Source organism: Gemmatimonas sp. (assembly GCF_044376735.1).
In the GTDB taxonomy this organism is placed as follows: Bacteria; Gemmatimonadota; Gemmatimonadetes; order Gemmatimonadales; family Gemmatimonadaceae; genus Gemmatimonas.
Window position 1 is genome coordinate 1 of sequence record NZ_JBILKJ010000022.1, and the last position, 16,370, is coordinate 16,370.

Genomic DNA, 16,370 nt, shown 5'->3' on the forward strand with positions numbered 1-16,370 from the left:
ACGCCGTAGTCAACCTGTTCACGTCTTTCGGGTTTTTCGACGATCCGTACGACGATCGCAAAGTGCTGTCCCAGTTCGCGCGCGTCCTCAAGCCCGGCGGGCTGCTCATCTGGCACGGGGGCAGTCGTGATGGGGTCATGGCGCGCTTTCTTTCCCGTGACTGGTGGACCACGGCGGACGGCACCGTTTTCGGACAGGAGCGCCGCTTCGATCCGCTCTCAGGGTTCCTCGAAATCACCTCCTCATGGCGTGGACCAACCGGCGACGGCGAGCGAACGCACCGCATCCGGTTGTACACAGCGTCCGACCTGGCCGCGCGAATGCAGGAGGTCGGTCTGATCGTCGAGCAGGCCTTCGATGCCTGGACGGAGCGTCCGCTCACGCGCAAATCCAGCGAAATGCTGCTGGTGGCGCGTAAGGACGGGTGAGTAGCTTGAAAGGCCGTCGTGCGGAATCCTCGCGCTGGCGGTGCCCGCCCCCGGGACCTTTCCTGTTTGCCCTCCGATGACTCGACCGATTCGTGTGCTTGTGGCCAAGCCTGGCCTCGACGGCCATGATCGCGGCGCCAAGGTAGTGGCCGCCGCGCTTCGTGACGCCGGCATGGAAGTGATTTATACCGGTCTGCACCAGACCCCTGAGATGATCGCCTCGGCAGCCGTTCAAGAAGACGTGGACGTCGTCGGCCTCTCGATTCTGAGTGGCGCCCACATGACGCTCTTTCCGCGGGTCCGTGACCTTCTCGTCGAGGCCGGACGCGACGACATCCTGCTGACCGGTGGTGGGATCATTCCGAAGGAGGACATGGATGCCCTGCAACAGCGCGGCGTGGCCCGTCTCTTCGGTCCGGGTACAAGTACGCAGGACCTCGTGGAGTACATCCGCGAGTGGTTCGTGGCCCGTCCGCAGCAGGACGCATGAGTGGGCGGCTTCGCCAGCTCGCTGACGAGGTTCGCGCGCTGGAAGCCCGCCTTCGACTCGGGGGCGGACCGGACAAGATCGAGAAGCAGCACAAGCAAGGAAAACTGACCGCCCGCGAACGCGTCGCGCACCTCGCCGATCCCGGGACGCCATTCCTCGAGATCGGGCTGCTTGTCGCGTACGACCGCTACGACGGGCAGGCGCCCGGTGCCGGCGTCATCACCGGCATCGCGATCATCGACGGCCGGGAAGTCGTCGTCGTCGCGAACGACGCGACGGTGAAGGCCGGATCCTGGTGGCCCGAGACGATCACGAAAATCCTGCGGGCGCAAGAAGTCGCGATGCGCTGCCGTCTCCCAATCATCTACCTCGTTGACTCGGCCGGCGTGAATCTGCCGTATCAGGGGGGCGTGTTCCCCGGCCAGTTCGGCGCCGCGCGCATCTTCTACTACAACTCGATCATGCGCCGCTACCTGCGGATCCCGCAGTTTTCGGCCGTAATGGGACAGTGTGTGGCGGGCGGGGCCTACCTGCCCGCGCTGAGCGACGTGATCCTGATGGTGAAGGGCACCTCGTTCATGGGTTTGGGCGGCCCAAATCTCGTGAAGGGCGCGACGGGGCAGACGGTCGACGGCGAGACGTTGGGGGGGGCGATCACGCACACCGAGATCTCGGGCGTGGCGCACTACGCGCTCGACGACGACGCGCAGTGTCTGGAGAAGTTGCGCGAACTCGTCGCGCGGTTGCCACGGCCGCTGAGCAGCGTACCCGCGACGTATCGGCCGCCCGCGGTGCCGCCCTCGGCCCTGTACGACGTGTTGCCGGCGGATCATCGCATGTCCTATGACATGCATGCGGTGCTCAAGGCCGTACTCGACGACGGCGAGATTGACGAGTTCCAGCCGCATCTCGCAAAGGAGATGATCTGCGGTGACGCGCGCATCGAAGGCATTCCCGTGGGCATCGTGGCGAACCAGCGAGGCCTCATCAAGGGGCGTGCCGGCGAGCGTCCACGGTTCGGCGGCATTATCTACGCCGAGAGTGCGGAGAAGGTCGCGTACTTCATCGAACGGTGCGACCGCCAAGGGCTGCCGATCCTCTTCGTGCAGGACGTCTCTGGCTTCATGGTGGGTCCTGACGCTGAACACGAGGGTATCATTCGCGCGGGGGCCCGCTTCGTCGAAGCGATGGCGTGTGCGCGCGTTCCCAAGATCGTGCTCACCGTCAATCACGCCAGTGGCGCCGGCTACTACGCGATGGCCGGCCAGGGATTCGACCCCGACTTCATCTTCAGCTGGCCAACCGGCCGTATGGCGGTGATGGAGGGCGAGGCCGCCGTCGGCGCGGTGCATGGTCCGGCGCTCGATGCGGCGAAGAAGGCGGGCGTCGATCCGTCCGCCGATGTGCAAGAGTCGGCCGCGCAAATGCGCGCCGACTACGACACCCAACTCGATGCCCGCTATGCGGCCGCACGCGGATTCGTCGACACCATCTGCTATCCCGAAGACACCCGCACACTGCTGGCGCTGGCACTCCGTGCGGCGGCCCGAAATCCGGGCCCGCATCTCGGTGCCTTTGTGCTGCCACCCATGCCGACCTACGGCGCGCCGGTTTCCGGCACGGAGTACTGATGTCCGATTCATCGCGCGTCGTGCGCGTCGCCAGCGGTCAGGGCTTCTGGGGTGACTGGCTCGAAGCCCCACGTCGTCAAGTTGAGGGTGGTCACGTCGATTACCTGATGCTGGACTATCTTGCCGAAGTCACGATGTCGATTCTGCAGAAGCAGAAAGAGCGTGATCCTCGCATGGGATATGCGCGTGATTTCATCGGCGCCATGGAAAGTGTGTTTCCGGCCGTCGCGGAACGCGGCGTCAAGGTGATCGCCAACGCCGGCGGTGTGAACCCCGTGGCCTGCGCCGAGGCCCTGCTCGAGGCGGCCTCGAAGCACGGCGTGCGTGGCAAGATCCGCATCGGCGTAGTCACGGGCGATGACATACTCGCGCGCCTCGATGACCTCATGGCGACCGGCCACGAACTCAAGAACATGGACACCGGGGCGCCGCTGTCGACGATCCGCGATCGCGTGATGTCGGCGAATGCCTACATCGGTTCCGAGCCGATCGTCGAAGCGTTGGCACTCGGGGCCAACGTCGTCGTGATCGGCCGCAGCACGGATACCGCACTCACCATGGCGCCCCTCCGTCACGAGTTCGGCTGGGCCGCGGATGACTGGAACAAGATGGCCTCGGGCATCATCGCCGGTCACATTCTCGAATGCGGTGCGCAGTCGTCGGGCGGCAACTGCATGCACGACTGGCGCACGATCCCCGACATGGCGAACGTCGGTTATCCCATTGCCGAGGCATCCGAAGACGGAACGTTCGTCATCACCAAGCACGCCGGAACGGGCGGCCGCGTGAGCGTGCCGAGCGTCTCGGAGCAACTGGTGTACGAGATGGGCGATCCGCATGCCTACATCACGCCTGATGTGGTCGCCGACTTCACGAGCATCCAGCTCGCGCCCGATGGCGAGAACCGCGTCCGCGTGCACGGCATTACCGGTGGGCCGCCGACGCCGTTCCTCAAGGTGTCGATCGCGTATCGCGCGGGCTACAAGGCCGTTGGTTCACTCGTGTACTCGTGGCCAGATGCCATGGAGAAGGCGCAGATGGCGGACCGCATTCTGCGAGAGCGCCTCGATAATCTCGGCCTCAAGTTCGACCAGGTCCTCACCGAGTTCGTCGGCGCCACGTCAACGCACGGCGCCTTGGCGGGCGATGGTCGCGACGCACCCGAAGTGATGTTCCGCATTGGCGTGCGAGGAGAGAACCGCGCCGACATCGAGCGCTTCACGCGCGAGATCGTACCGCTGGTATTGAACGGTCCGCCAAGCGTGACCGGCTTCGCTGGTGGGCGCCCCAAGGTTGAAGAGATTGTGGCCTATTGGCCTGCGCTGCTCGACAAGCGAGCCGTGTCCACCGCCGTCACCATCATGGAGTAACGGCCATGCACATTCGCTTGCTCGACATAGCCCACGCCCGGAGCGGCGACAAAGGCGACACGGCCAACGTCGGCGTCATCGCGCTCAAGCCCGAGTGGTATCCGACGCTGGTCCGGTACGTCACCCGTGACCGGGTGGCGCAGCACTTTGCGGGGCAGATCAACGGCGGCGTAGACCGCTTTGAGCTACCGAACCTCCAGGCCCTGAACTTTCTGCTCCACGGGGCCTTGGATGGTGGCGGCACGCTGTCACTCAAGACCGACGCCCAGGGTAAGGTGTACTCGACGGCCCTCCTTCGGATGGTGATCGACGTACCGGACGCCGAAGCTGCGGCGGCGGGGCTTCCGGCGCACGCATGATTGCCTTGCGACTGGCTCTGATCGGAGCCGGGGTGATGGCGTTCGTCTTCGCCTTGCGCACCGGCACCGAGTGGGTCCGCTGGGTGGGCATCGCCTGTCTAGCCGGCGCTCTGCTGATCCGGCTGGTGGAGCGGCTCCGCAAGGCTCGCTAGTGAATGCGTGATCTTCGACACCTCGGAGATCACGCGTTCATCCCCCCGATGCGGTTAGGTTTCAGGAATGTCTCGCCCCCCCGTTCCTGAACTCCTCGCCCCGGCCGGCACGCTCGACGCGGTTCGGGCTGCGGTCGCCAATGGCGCCAACGCCGTGTATCTGGGCGCGTCGATGTACAACGCCCGTGACGAGGGCGCCCAGTTGTCCTTGGACGAGCTCGCACAGGCCTGTGCGATTGCACACGCGCGCGGAGCCCGCGTGTACCTCACGTTCAACGTGCTCATCAAGCCCGAAGAACTGCCGGAGGCGCTCGCCTATCTTGGTGAGTGCGTCGATCGCGGTATCGATGCGGCCATCGTGCAGGACCTGGGCGTGGTCCGGCTGATTCAGCAAGTGTATCCGCAGCTCGAGGTGCACGGCTCAACGCAGATGACGGTGCATGATGCGGCCGGCGCGCGCGTCATGCAGCGCCTCGGGGTCGAGCGCGTGGTGCTGGCGCGCGAGAATACCCTCGAGGACATCCGGGCAATCCGCGAGGCCGTACCGGAGCTCGGCCTCGAGACCTTCGTGCACGGCGCGCTGTGCATTTCGTATTCCGGCCAGTGCTTCATGTCGGGTATGATCAGCGAACGCTCGGCCAATCGAGGATCCTGTGCACAATCGTGTCGGAAGGATTACACGCTCAACGACGAGGCCACCGGTGCCACGCTCGACAGTGGGTATCTGATCTCGGCGAAGGATCTTGCGGCGCACGATCACCTCGAGCAGCTCGCAGAACTCGGGATCGGCTGCCTCAAGGTCGAGGGGCGCAAGAAGAAGCCGGAGTACGTCGCCACCGTCACGAAGGCTTATCGGGGTTGGCTCGACGCGTTGGCGCGCGGTGAGCGCGGGCTGGCGCCCTCCATCGAGGAGGTCGAACCGCTCGTCCAGATCTTCAGTCGTGGCAATACAGGCGGCATGTACGGTGGTCGTGAGGGGCGCGAGTACATCACGCGCACACAGCCGGACAATCGCGGGTTGCCGATCGGCAAAGTGGTCGGACACGAGGGCACGGAGCTCATCGTGGAAACCACGCACGCCGTGGCCGTCGGTGATGGACTCGGCTTCGAGTCACCGGAGCCCACCGCCGCCGCCACGATGGGTGGCACGGTGCAGACCGTTCGTCCGGTCTGGACGCGCAACGGCACTCATCGGATGGCGCTGAGCGTGCGCTTGAGCAACGTTCGAGTGCGCGTACCGGACGGATGGCGCGTCGTCCGCACGAGTGACGCGACATTGCTGCGTCAGGCTCAGGAATCGTTCACGAACGTGGCCGTACCGGAGCGCGTCGGCGCACGCCGCCTCGACGTGCGCGTGTTCGGGCACGCTGGCGGTCCGCTCAAGACAATCTGGAGCGCTGGTGACTTGGAGGTTACGGTGCGCGGTGAAGTGCCGCTCGGTGTGGCCAGTAAGCGGTCGCTCGATGTTCCGCAACTGCGTGAGCAACTCGGTCGCCTCGGTGGCACGGCCTTCAAGTTGGGATCGGTCGACGTAGCCGGACTCGCCGATGGTCTGTTCCTACCCGTGAGTGAACTGAATCGCGTTCGGCAGGACGCCGTCGCGCAGCTCGAAGAGCAGCTTGGTTGGGCGCGTCTGAGTGATGTGGCGTTGCGCGACGCGAGAATCAGTGCGGTGGTGGAGCAAATCGCCTCGTCGGTCCCAGCGGCGGTCACGGAAAGGAAGTTCGCGCTGCGCGCAATCGTCTGCGATGTCGATACTGCGCGCGAAGCCGCTGCCGGCGGTGCCACAGACATCGTGCTCGATCCCTTCCTGCGTCATCCGACGCCACCGCTGGCCCGTGTGAACGCCCTGCGCGAAGAGCTGGCCGCTGCGGGCGTCACGCTCCGACTGCGGACGCCGACCATCGTGCGCCCCGAGGAGCGTAGGCGCCTCGACAAGTGGCTCGCGCTCGAGCTGCCGCTCCTGACCGGCCATCTGGGCTTGCTGGCCGAGTTTGGCGGGGCGGGGCACGACGTCATCGCGGACTACGCGACGAACGTCTTCAACCAGCACACGGCCGAGCTGCTCTTCGAGCTCGGGGCTTCACGGCTCGTGGCCTCGATCGAGTTGACGACCGAAGAACTCGGGCAACTGACCGATCCCTGGCGTGGTCGCCGGTTCGACGTACTCGTGTACGGTCGGACCGAGGGCATGACGATCGAACACTGCGTGCTGTCGGCGGCGTTCGATCGCGAACCAACGACGTGCCGCGACCTGTGTGTACAGAAGCATACGAACGTGTCGCTGACCGATCCCGCCGGATACACGTTCGCCGTAGCCACGGACTCGGCCTGCCGGAACCGGCTGTTGCACTCCCGACCGATTGACGGCTCGGAGTATCTCCCCGACCTCTGGGCGCAAGGCATCCGCGGCTATCAGATGGTCTTCAACGTCCCGGGTGACCCGGTACAACAGCTCGTTCGAGCGTATCGCGATATGCTCGACGGACTCTCGGGCAATGTGTTGCCGGATCTCACGGCGACGCGCCATCTGCTCGATGGGGCATTTACACGCGGCCACTTCGCGAGGGCTGTATGAGGATTTCGCGTTGGATTCGCAAGTGCGTGCCAATCCTTCCGCTGGCGATGTCGGTACTCGCCCTGATCGACGCGGTCGCCGCATTCGACAACGGTCGCCTCGGACGTGGCGCCTTCAAGGCGTTCAGCTGCGTGGCGTGGCTGTTCATCGCGTATATGGCCTACGAGTCCTACAGGCGTGTCCTGACCGATAGCGGCAAGTAGTCGGCATGCGCACGGCGCGCTGTGATGGCCGTGCGCGCGTCATTCTGGTGACGCGACCTCTGCCGCGGTTCGCTACGGTGTGGCATGCCGAAGGTCAGCCCGCCATCCGCCGGTTACGGCACCCTCGATCTCGCCCGGGCGAGACTACTTGCCACGTTCGGCTATCCCGACTTTCGACCACCGCAGATTCGGGCGGTGCAGGCAGTGCTGTCCGGTCGCGACTCACTGGTCGTACTCCCGACCGGCGGCGGCAAGTCGCTCTGCTATCAGGTGCCGGCGCTGATCCGCGACGGCCTCACGGTCGTGATTTCGCCGTTGATCTCGTTGATGAAGGATCAAGTCGACGCGCTAGAGCGAAAGGGCGTGTCGGCCGCGTTCATCAACAGCACGTTGAGCGCGAGCGACGTGGCGGATCGCATGGCGCGGGCCCGTGATGGCTCGCTCAGGATGCTGTACCTCGCACCGGAGCGACTGGAGGCGGGTCGCACGCTGCAGCAACTCGTGGACATTGGGGTCTCGCTGCTGGCCGTGGACGAAGCGCACTGCATCAGCGAGTGGGGACACGACTTTCGGCCGAGCTACCGACGGATCGGCAGCATCCGCGAACGGCTCGGTAGTCCACAGACCGTCGCACTCACCGCGACCGCGACGCCGGATGTTCGCCTCGATATTGTGCGGCAACTCGCGTTACGGAATGCCGAAGTCGTCGTGGCCGGCTTCGATCGCATCAACCTGACGTACCACGTGAGGCCGGCGCGGAGCCAGGCCGACAAGGATTCATCGGCAATCGCCCTGCTTCGCGCCACCGAGGCGCCGGCGATCGTGTACGCGCCCACACGCAGCGCGGTCGAACGCGTCACCGCCGTCCTCGTCCACGCCCGCATCCACGCCGCTGCGTATCACGCGGGTCTCGACGACGCACGGCGTCAACGTGCCCAGGACGCCTTTATGGCGCAGCGTGCGCGAGTGATCGTCGCGACCAGCGCCTTCGGTATGGGCATCGACAAGCCCGATGTACGCCTCGTGGTTCACCACTCCATGCCGGGCACGCTGGAGGCCTATTACCAGGAGGCGGGGCGCGCGGGTCGTGACGGCAAGCCGAGTACGTGCGTTCTCCTCCACGCGTATCCCGATCGTTTTACGCACGAGTTCTTCATCGATTGCGCGCACCCGGATCGCGCCACCGTGCAGCAGACGTGGACGTTTCTGCGCACGCACGCCGACCGTGATGGGGTGATCGCGCGGAGCACCGACGAGGTTGCCCAGTCGTTGGCGTCGAAGCTCGGTGACCGGAAGGTGAGCGCAGCACTGCGAGTGCTGGTCGCGACGGGCGCCTGCAGGGTGGAGGCAGCCGCCCTGGGTCGAGTCTCGGTGCGGCTGCTGGCGACCCCGGAGCGTATCGCGGGTGAACTCACGGGCAGGCGGGCCTTCGATCGCGAGGTGTTGCGGGCCTTCTGGAAGGTCGCTGGCAGGTCGCTTGAGGACGGTGCCTCGATCGACCTTGAGAGACTACCGCGCCGTTTGGGCGGGGCGATGGGGCTCATCCCGGTTTTGAAGCGGCTGGAAGCGCAACAGTTCGTCACATGGACGCCCCAGGGCGCGGGCGTGCGGCTCGATCCGCGCGCCCGCGACCTGAGATCGCCGGCGGTCGACTGGTACGGGATCGACCGTCGGCGCGCAACCGACCTGCGCCGACTCGACGCAATACAGCGATATGCGCAGACGCGCTATTGCCGAAGAGCGTACATCCTGCGCTATTTCGGAGACCCCGAAGTGCGCTCCCAGTGCGCTGCCTGCGATCGCTGCTTGGGCACCACTGAAGTCCTTCCACCGGCCCGTACGAAGCAGTCCGTTCGTGGCCGGCCCCGCCCGCTCTGACCTCGACGTCTTCCATGGACGATAGTCTTTATTTCAACGAGCAGCATCTCGCCGTGCGTGACATGGTCCGCAGTTTTGCGCGAGAGCAGGTTGCCCCGGTCGCCTCTCATCACGATGAGGACTCCACGTTCCCCTGGGCGAACGTCAAGGCCATGGGAGAGCTCGGACTTCTCGGGATCCCGTGGTCCGAAGATGTCGGCGGCGCCGGCTTCGATACGATCAGCTTCATGATCGCGATCGAAGAGCTCGCGAAAGTCTGCGCCTCGCACTCCATCACGATCAGCGCACACACGACACTTGGCACGTCCCCGATCCTGAGCTTTGGCACCAAGGCGCAGATCGAGCAGTACGTGCCGTTGCTGGCCAGCGGCAAGGTGCTCGGCGGCTTTGGCCTCACGGAAGAAAGCGCCGGCAGCGATGCCGGTGGCACGCGGACCACGGCCGAGAAGAAGGACGGCTACTACCTGCTGAACGGCTCCAAGCGGTTCATCACGCATGCCGGTGTCGGCGAGGTCTTCGTCGTCACGGCGGTCACGGATCCGTCGAAGGGCACGAAGGGCATCTCGTCGTTCATCTTGAACAAGGAGAGCTGCGATCTCGAGCAGTGCCGCGTGCTTGGCGTCGGCCACGACGACTCGCTGACGCCTATGCAGGGATTCACGTCTGGCAAGAAGGAGAACAAGCTGGGCTGGCGTGCGTCGGACACGCGCGAGCTGCTCTTCAATAACGTCGAAGTGCCGGCGGAAAACCTGTTGGGCACGGAAGGTTTGGGCTTCATCAACTTCATGAAAACGCTCGACGCCGGCCGCATCGGCATTGCGGCGCTGTCCCTCGGCATCGCACAGGGGGCGCTCGACGAGTCGCTCAAGTACTCCACGGTGCGGAAGCAGTTCGGGGCGGCGATCGCCAGCTTCCAGGGTATCCAGTTCCAGCTGTCCGACATGGCCACCGAGATCGAGGCTGGGCGGCATTTGATGTATCATGCCGCGTGGCTGTCCCAGCACGGGAAGCCGTTCGGCAAGGAAGCCGCCATGGCCAAGCTGTTCTGCTCGGAGCTCGCGATGCGCGCCACGATCAAGGCCATTCAGATTCATGGCGGGTACGGCTATACGAAGGACTATCCGGTGGAGCGCTTCATGCGCGACGCGAAGATCTGCGAGATCGGCGAGGGCACTAGCGAGATCCAGCGCATGGTGATCGCGCGGCATCTGCTGAAGGGACTGATGGAGTGAGTTCGCGGGACGGCCCCCTTTTGCGTATTGCGGGGAACGTTCGGTCCCGTGTACACTTCGGCTGTAGACCGTTGTAGCAGGACCCCGCAGTTTTCATAGCCGTCGCTTCCGGCGCCGGCGGCCCGTGCGACTCACGGGCCGTTTGCGTTTGTGGTGGGGGCGGATCGGCGCCAGCGTGCAGCCGTCCGACGCCCTCCACACGTCCCACCGCACGACACGCCATCTGTGTCGATCGCGGGTCATCGCGTTTTTCCTGAGGCCTGCGCCTCCCGCCGCTCCTGAAGCGCGGGACGGTCCGCGGTTTTCGGGCGCGACTCGCCCGTCCGATCAGTCGTGCTGGTTGGGGGAGCCCCGTGACGTCGTCCGTGTCGCCGCCATGTGGCGCGCTCGGGCAGCCTCTGTTCGATCACCGTGTTCGTCGCCGCATCGGTCCAGTGGAGTCGCCACCGCCGAGGCGCGCGGTCCGTCAGAATGAAGCGAGAGATCCTGGTGAACGCGACGCCGCGCGAGACGCGCGTCGCCATTCTCGAGGACGGCCAGTTGGTGGAGTTGCTGGTGGATCGGCCCGATGCGCGTCGCATGGTTGGCGACGTGTATCTCGGGAAGGTCGAAGCCGTGCTCCCCGGCATTCAAGCCGCCTTCGTGAACATCGGTACCGAGAAGTCCGCATTCCTGCATGCCGCCGATGTGGTGGTCGAGGATGCGCCGGTCGCCGACGATGAAGACGACGAGGAGGATGAAGCCGGCGACGATGCCGGCGGCGGCAGTGCCGGCGGCGGCCGCCGCGGACGCCGAGAGGTGCGCCCAATCCAGGACCTCCTCAAGCGGGGGCAGGACATCCTCGTCCAGATCACCAAGGAGCCCATCTCCACGAAGGGACCGCGCGTCACCGCGCAGGTCTCTCTCGCCGGCCGCTTCCTGGTGTACATGCCGTTCGCGTCCAAAGTCGGTGTCAGCCGCAAGATCGACGAGCGCTCCGAACGCCAGCGCCTCCGCGCGATGGTGTCCGAAATGCTACCCGAGGATGTCGGCGGCGTGATCATCCGAACGGTCTCGGAGGACGCCACGAGGGAAACGTTCGAGCGCGAGCTCAATACGCTTATCAACAACTGGAAGCGGATCAAGCGCAAAACGCAGTTCACGCGCGCGCCGGCGCTGGTGCACCGCGAGACGAACGTGACCCGCGGCCTCGTACGTGACCTCTTCAGCGCGAAGGTCGAGGGCGTCACGGTCGATTCCCGTCAGGTGTTCAACGAGATCACCGAATACCTCACCGGGATTGCGCCCGAGCTGGTCGAGCGCGTGAAGTTGTACGAGGATACCGTCCCGCTCTTCGACAAGGCGGACATCGAAACGGAGATCCGCGACCTCTTCAAGCGCCGGTGTGATCTCCCCAGTGGCGGGTATCTGATCATCGAGCCCACCGAAGCGCTCGTCTCGATCGACGTGAATTCGGGCCGCTACACCGGCAAGCGGGACCCCGAGAAGACCATTCTCAAGACAAATACCGAGGCGGCGCGCGAGATCGCCCGACAGCTCCGGTTGCGTGATGTCGGCGGCATTATCGTCTGCGATTTCATCGACATGGAATCGCAGGGGAATCGCGACAAGGTCATCCACGAGTTGCGGACCCATCTCGGCCGAGATCGCGCCCGCACCAAGGCGCATGCGGTCTCGGATCTGGGGCTGGTGGAGATGACGCGGCAGCGCGTGCGTCAGAGCCATTGGCAAAGCATGACCGAATCGTGCCCGACATGCAGCGGCACCGGCCGCGTGTTCACGCCCGAAACGATCGTCCGTCGGACCGAACGGGCGGTGCGCCGCATGGCGGCGGAGGGACGCCGGGAGCCGGTGATCCTTCGGCTCCACCCCGAGGTCGCGCTGCACGTGCTGGAGCAGGAGCACGACTTCGTGAAGCGCCTCGAGAAGTTGGCAGGATTTCCGCTGGAGCTGCGAGACGATCCACTGCTCCGCCCGGACGAGATCAAGCTGGTCATGCGCGGTGCCCAGCGGGATGTCACGCAACAGTACGCTCTGGCCTGAAACCGGCCGGAAACTCACGTCCCCACATGCGCCTGAGGCTGGTCTCGGGCGCTTGACAGCTAAAGCGAAGCCGGATAAGCTTTAAGGCTACGTTTGAAGCCTGCAGAATACGATTCAACAGATAGAGCCATGAGCTACGCGATCATTCGCACCGGCGGCAAGCAGTTCCGTGCCGAGCCGGGCAAGTCCCTCAGGATTCCCTCGCTGCTGGGCGAAGCCGGCACGGCCGTCGAGTTCAACGACGTCCTCATCGGCAACGTCGGCACCGGTGTCCGCATGGGCGTGCCCACGCTGAGCGGTGCCAAGGTCACCGGCGAAATCGTGAAGCACGGCCTTGAAGACAAGATCATCGTCTTCAAGTTCAAGCGCCGGAAGAACTATGCCCGCAAGCAGGGTCATCGGCAGAAGTTCACGGAAGTCCGCATCCACGAAATCACCCTCGGCTGATCGCCGGCGGTGCGCCTGACCGGCGCGCCGCCTTTTCCGGAGTTAGAGCAATGGCACATAAGAAAGGCGTCGGCTCATCACGCAACGGGCGCGATTCGAATCCGAAGTTTCGCGGCATCAAGAAGTACGGCGGTGAGTTCGTGACCGCCGGCAACATCATCGCGCGCCAGTGTGGTACGAAGTGGCATCCCGGCAGTAATGTCGGCATGGGCACCGACTATACCATCTACTCGCTCGTCGACGGTGTCGTGCAGTTCCAGCACCACAACAAGAAGAAGTACAAGATCAGCGTGCTCCCGGTCGAGTTCGTCGAAGTCATGTCCGAGGAAACGGTCGAGGCCTGAGCCCGTCCGCGCGATCGTCGTCAGGAAGCCTCCGCCTCGCGCGGAGGCTTTTTGCGTTCCCGGACGTAACTTCTCGCCACGGCGTGTCGTAGGTCTCCGCATCACTCACCCTTTGTGGAGGCTGCTGTCATGGCGATCTGGGACAAGGTCAAGCAGGGAATCGACAAGGCGGGTAAGGCCGCCCAGGACGTCTTCGACGAGGGCAAGCTTCGCCTCGATGCGTACCGGGCTCGTGAGCAGTCCGACAAAGCCGCGGAGGCGCTGGGCTACGCCGTCTTCCGCGCGGTCGACGCCGGTGGAGAACTGGCGATGGACGCGCGTGATCGACTCATCGCGGCCCTCCGTGCGCTGGACGCCGAGGCGCGGCGGATGGAAGCGGAGCTGGCAGCGGCGCGCGCCGCGAACGGCACGACCGATCCAGACTTGGCATCCGGCTCCGTCCGTACCACGCCGGTACAGCAGTCCGCGCCGCCCTCGGATCCTCAAGCGGGATAAAACGCCGCCCGGATAGTCGCCGGAACGTCGGTGCAGAGCCCATCGACGCCCCAGGACGCCAGCACGTGCGCGCGAACCGGGTCGTTTTCGGTCCATGCGATGACTTTCGCGCCCTGTGCGTGGGCCGCGCGCACGAGGTCCGCATCGATCAGCTCGGTAGACTGCCATAGCGCGTCCGCCGCGACTGGGCGCAGCACGCCAGCTGGCTCGATCAGGTACGAGGCAGAGAGGAAACCGGTCGCGGTCCCCGGACGTATCGTCCGCACCGCAACCGGAATGCGGTGGTCGAACGCATGCACCGCCGTGCGGACGGTGGGGTGGCGGTCAAGCAGGGCGGCCACGGCCGCTTCGATACCTGGCGCCTTGACCTCGACGTACACGGTGGCTCGAGTCCCGACCAGAGCGAGCACATCATCGAGGAGCGGGACAGGATGCCCGCCGTGAAGCCGCGCGGAGCGGAGTTCCGGCACCGTCAGCTCACGGATCGCGGCCATCCCCCCGGCGCCTCCGCCCCGTTCCAGCGGCAGCATGGCGTCGTGGTGCACCACCACGGCACCGTCGGCCGACCCGTGGACATCGAGTTCAATGCCATCGGCCTGCTGCTCGAGGGCGCGCGCAAAGGCGGCCAAGGTATTCTCAAGGCACTCGCGCGACGAGCCGCGATGAGCGATGATCTCCGGTACATGCATGTCTGTTCTCCCATTTGCGTCGTGGTCGCCCGCCCCCGGGACACGCCCGCCTCATCGGCGAAAGTGGGGTACCGGCAATCGTCCGGTCAATGGGGCAACGCGGCCTTAACGATCGCTCGCCGTGATCGTCGAATGGACAGGTGCATATGATTCATGCCGAGCAGACCGATGACGCGTCCGTGGATGGCGCCCTCATCGCCCAGTGGATGGCGGGTGACCAGCGGGCTGCCACGGCGATCGTCGATCGGCACGCTGGGGCGCTAGCGCGCTTCGCTGTCCGGTTGGGCATTGCCGACGACGTCGATGAGCTGGTGCAAGACACATTCATAAGGGCGTTCTCGGCGCTCGACTCATTTCGGTCGGACAGTTCGCTGCGGACGTGGTTGTTCACGATCGAGCGTCGGCTGGTTATCGACCGGCGGCGATCGGTGGCCAGACGGGGACGCGAGGTCGACGTTGAGGATGGGCATGCGGCGACCGAGTATGATGCCCTCGATATTCTGGTGGCTGACGAGGCCGCGCAGCGCGTGGCCTCGGCGATCAGTCGGCTGACCCGCATGCAGCGCGAGGTATTCACGCTGCGTGTGCAGGAGGGGCTGAGTTACAAGGAGATCGCGGAGATTCTCGACAGTTCCGAGGGCGCCGCCCGGGTGCATTACCATAACGCGATGCGTGCTGTGAAGGAGCTTCTCGATGACTGAGTGCAAGACACCCGAGATGCAGGACCTGTTGCCCGATTACGTGTCGGCATCGCTTGATGCGATGGCGGCAGCTTCGGTCGAACGGCACCTGTCGATCTGCGACCCGTGTCGCGACGACCTGGTCGTGTTGCGTCTGGCGCGAGCCGTGCGCCCGAAGACACCGCCGGTCGACGTTGAGCGGATCGTGGCCACCTTACCGAGCCCAACGCCGACGGTGCGGCTCGTGCGCACCGCGACCGACGCGGCGCCGACCGGCGCGTTCACCGATCACACCGGCGGCCGATCGCATTCGCCGCGACGCTGGTCGGCGTCGAACTGGCAGGTCGCCGCGACGGTCGGGGTGATGATCATCGGTGGCACGTCGCTGATCGTGTCGCGAACCAGCCCGGGCAGCCTCACGGGAGCCCGGTCGAACGATGCGCAGCTGGCGGATGCCGCGGAGAGTGCGTTGGCGCGGATGCCCACGTTGGCGGGGACTACGCCGTCGTCGTCGGTGGCCGCGTTGGATTCGCCAGCGGGCTTCAGAGGCGGTGATCGCGCGTCGCGAGTGTCCGTGTCCTACGGCGACCTCGGTGATTACTCCGACGCCGAACTGCAACGCATGCTCGAACGGCTTGAGAAGTGGGACGGCACCAGCTCGACCGAGCCGTTGCCGACGTTGCCGGTGGTGGCGACCGTTGGAGGATCCGCACGATGAGGACTCGTGGATTGCACTGGCTGACTGCCGCAGCGCTGGTCGTGACGACCAGCTCACCGACCGTGATGCGTGCGCAGGGCACACCGCCGCGCGCAAGCGAGCAACGGGCGGCGCATCGCATGAACGCGATGCAACGGGATGCGCTCGAGAAGCGGTTTCGTGAGCGGATCGAGGCGATTGTGAACGAGCGGCTGCAACTCACCGACGAGCAGCAGGTCAAGCTTCGTGACGTAGCCTCTCGTACCGAGTCGGCGCGGCTGGTATTGCATCGCGAAGAGGTTGTGCTTCGGAGCGCGCTGCGTGAGGAGATGCGGGCGGGTGACAAGGCCAACGAGGCGAAGGTCGGGGACCTGCTCGATCAGCTGCCCGGCCTCGAACGTCGGAAGCTTGATCTGCTGGAATCCGAGCAGCGCGAGCTGGCCAAATTCCTGTCGTCGACCCAGCGTGCGCGCTACTTCGGGTTGCAGGATGAGCTACGACGGGGCATGCAGGACGTGCAGCGGCGTCGCTTGGGTAAGGACGCCCCCGCGGACGCCCGAGAGTTCCGTCGACGCGGCCCGCCGCCGCCGACCTGAGTACGCCCCGGTGGCGTCGCTTTCGCCAACCGTGTACACTTGTCTGGGTACGGATGGT

The 16,370-nt window shown here is 65.3% G+C and carries 16 protein-coding genes and 1 pseudogene; 16 read left to right on the forward strand and 1 reads right to left on the reverse strand.

The genetic code is table 11. The features are described from left to right. The 13 genes and pseudogenes from ACIRA7_RS05555 to ACIRA7_RS05615 all read left to right on the forward strand — a co-directional run. Positions 1–428 (forward strand): annotated as a pseudogene (locus ACIRA7_RS05555) (hypothetical protein); the annotation flags it as partial. Positions 429–504: 76 nt separating this feature from the next. Further along, complete coding sequence (locus ACIRA7_RS05560; protein ID WP_396219839.1) at positions 505–918, forward strand: cobalamin B12-binding domain-containing protein; 414 nt, start codon at positions 505–507, stop codon at positions 916–918. After that, complete coding sequence (locus ACIRA7_RS05565; RefSeq protein ID WP_396219840.1) at positions 915–2,549, forward strand: acyl-CoA carboxylase subunit beta; 1,635 nt, start codon at positions 915–917, stop codon at positions 2,547–2,549. The genes ACIRA7_RS05560 and ACIRA7_RS05565 overlap by 4 nt, the downstream gene beginning before the upstream one ends. After that, entirely contained in the window at positions 2,549–3,919 is a 1,371-nt protein-coding gene (locus ACIRA7_RS05570) for an acyclic terpene utilization AtuA family protein (protein WP_396219842.1), read from the forward strand. Before ACIRA7_RS05565 ends, ACIRA7_RS05570 begins: the two co-directional genes overlap by 1 nt. Positions 3,920–3,924: 5 nt before the next feature. Next, a complete protein-coding gene (locus tag ACIRA7_RS05575; protein ID WP_396219843.1) occupies positions 3,925–4,278 on the forward strand; it encodes a hypothetical protein in 354 nt (117 codons plus the stop codon). A gap of 219 nt (positions 4,279–4,497) precedes the next feature. Further along, positions 4,498–7,008: a DUF3656 domain-containing protein gene (locus ACIRA7_RS05580; protein ID WP_396219845.1), complete on the forward strand. Its 2,511-nt coding sequence runs from the start codon at positions 4,498–4,500 to the stop codon at positions 7,006–7,008. 26 nt (positions 7,009–7,034) lie between these two features. Beyond that, positions 7,035–7,211, forward strand: a complete 177-nt coding sequence (locus ACIRA7_RS05585; protein ID WP_396219846.1) for a hypothetical protein — start codon at positions 7,035–7,037, stop codon at positions 7,209–7,211. A gap of 84 nt (positions 7,212–7,295) precedes the next feature. Further along, positions 7,296–9,089, forward strand: coding sequence for an ATP-dependent DNA helicase RecQ (locus ACIRA7_RS05590; protein WP_396219847.1), 1,794 nt, complete (start codon positions 7,296–7,298; stop codon positions 9,087–9,089). 14 nt (positions 9,090–9,103) lie between these two features. Next, entirely contained in the window at positions 9,104–10,321 is a 1,218-nt protein-coding gene (locus ACIRA7_RS05595; RefSeq protein ID WP_396219849.1) for an acyl-CoA dehydrogenase family protein, read from the forward strand. 471 nt (positions 10,322–10,792) lie between these two features. Next, the gene (locus tag ACIRA7_RS05600; RefSeq protein ID WP_396219850.1) at positions 10,793–12,364 is read left to right on the forward strand and encodes a ribonuclease E/G; all 1,572 of its coding nucleotides are present in this window, start codon (positions 10,793–10,795) and stop codon (positions 12,362–12,364) included. Between the two features lie 129 nt (positions 12,365–12,493). Further along, positions 12,494–12,811 carry a 50S ribosomal protein L21 gene (gene rplU, locus ACIRA7_RS05605; RefSeq protein ID WP_396219852.1) on the forward strand — a complete coding sequence of 106 codons (318 nt, stop codon included), beginning with the start codon at positions 12,494–12,496 and terminating at the stop codon, positions 12,809–12,811. Positions 12,812–12,861: 50 nt separating this feature from the next. Then, positions 12,862–13,155 carry a 50S ribosomal protein L27 gene (gene rpmA, locus ACIRA7_RS05610; RefSeq protein ID WP_396219853.1) on the forward strand — a complete coding sequence of 98 codons (294 nt, stop codon included), beginning with the start codon at positions 12,862–12,864 and terminating at the stop codon, positions 13,153–13,155. A 129-nt stretch (positions 13,156–13,284) separates the two neighbouring features. Then, a complete protein-coding gene (locus ACIRA7_RS05615) occupies positions 13,285–13,650 on the forward strand; it encodes a hypothetical protein (protein WP_396219855.1) in 366 nt (121 codons plus the stop codon). On the opposite strand, the gene ACIRA7_RS05620 is transcribed toward ACIRA7_RS05615, so the two are convergent. Then, positions 13,638–14,339: a glycerophosphodiester phosphodiesterase gene (locus ACIRA7_RS05620; protein WP_396219857.1), complete on the reverse strand. Its 702-nt coding sequence runs from the start codon at positions 14,337–14,339 to the stop codon at positions 13,638–13,640. The genes ACIRA7_RS05615 and ACIRA7_RS05620 overlap by 13 nt on opposite strands. Before the next feature lie 146 nt (positions 14,340–14,485). Here ACIRA7_RS05620 and ACIRA7_RS05625 point away from each other — a divergent pair, with 146 nt between their 5' ends. From ACIRA7_RS05625 to ACIRA7_RS05635, 3 genes are read left to right on the forward strand one after another with little or no spacing between them, the layout of a single operon-like run. Continuing rightward, positions 14,486–15,040 carry an RNA polymerase sigma factor gene (locus tag ACIRA7_RS05625; protein ID WP_396219894.1) on the forward strand — a complete coding sequence of 185 codons (555 nt, stop codon included), beginning with the start codon at positions 14,486–14,488 and terminating at the stop codon, positions 15,038–15,040. Continuing rightward, entirely contained in the window at positions 15,033–15,737 is a 705-nt protein-coding gene (locus tag ACIRA7_RS05630; protein WP_396219858.1) for a zf-HC2 domain-containing protein, read from the forward strand. Before ACIRA7_RS05625 ends, ACIRA7_RS05630 begins: the two co-directional genes overlap by 8 nt. Beyond that, a complete protein-coding gene (locus tag ACIRA7_RS05635; protein ID WP_396219859.1) occupies positions 15,734–16,312 on the forward strand; it encodes a hypothetical protein in 579 nt (192 codons plus the stop codon). Before ACIRA7_RS05630 ends, ACIRA7_RS05635 begins: the two co-directional genes overlap by 4 nt. The last annotated feature ends 58 nt before the right edge of the window (positions 16,313–16,370 follow it).

Coding starts and splice junctions, on each gene's coding strand:
- ACIRA7_RS05580 (WP_396219845.1), top strand. CDS start 4,498: ATGTCTCGCCCCCCCGTTCCTGAACTCCTCGCCCCGGCCGGCACGCTC.
- ACIRA7_RS05625 (WP_396219894.1), top strand. CDS start 14,486: ATGATTCATGCCGAGCAGACCGATGACGCGTCCGTGGATGGCGCCCTC.
- ACIRA7_RS05575 (WP_396219843.1), top strand. CDS start 3,925: ATGCACATTCGCTTGCTCGACATAGCCCACGCCCGGAGCGGCGACAAA.
- ACIRA7_RS05570 (WP_396219842.1), top strand. CDS start 2,549: ATGTCCGATTCATCGCGCGTCGTGCGCGTCGCCAGCGGTCAGGGCTTC.
- ACIRA7_RS05600 (WP_396219850.1), top strand. CDS start 10,793: ATGAAGCGAGAGATCCTGGTGAACGCGACGCCGCGCGAGACGCGCGTC.
- ACIRA7_RS05620 (WP_396219857.1), bottom strand. CDS start 14,339: ATGCATGTACCGGAGATCATCGCTCATCGCGGCTCGTCGCGCGAGTGC.
- rpmA (WP_396219853.1), top strand. CDS start 12,862: ATGGCACATAAGAAAGGCGTCGGCTCATCACGCAACGGGCGCGATTCG.
- ACIRA7_RS05565 (WP_396219840.1), top strand. CDS start 915: ATGAGTGGGCGGCTTCGCCAGCTCGCTGACGAGGTTCGCGCGCTGGAA.
- ACIRA7_RS05595 (WP_396219849.1), top strand. CDS start 9,104: ATGGACGATAGTCTTTATTTCAACGAGCAGCATCTCGCCGTGCGTGAC.
- ACIRA7_RS05590 (WP_396219847.1), top strand. CDS start 7,296: ATGCCGAAGGTCAGCCCGCCATCCGCCGGTTACGGCACCCTCGATCTC.
- ACIRA7_RS05630 (WP_396219858.1), top strand. CDS start 15,033: ATGACTGAGTGCAAGACACCCGAGATGCAGGACCTGTTGCCCGATTAC.
- ACIRA7_RS05615 (WP_396219855.1), top strand. CDS start 13,285: ATGGCGATCTGGGACAAGGTCAAGCAGGGAATCGACAAGGCGGGTAAG.
- rplU (WP_396219852.1), top strand. CDS start 12,494: ATGAGCTACGCGATCATTCGCACCGGCGGCAAGCAGTTCCGTGCCGAG.
- ACIRA7_RS05560 (WP_396219839.1), top strand. CDS start 505: ATGACTCGACCGATTCGTGTGCTTGTGGCCAAGCCTGGCCTCGACGGC.
- ACIRA7_RS05635 (WP_396219859.1), top strand. CDS start 15,734: ATGAGGACTCGTGGATTGCACTGGCTGACTGCCGCAGCGCTGGTCGTG.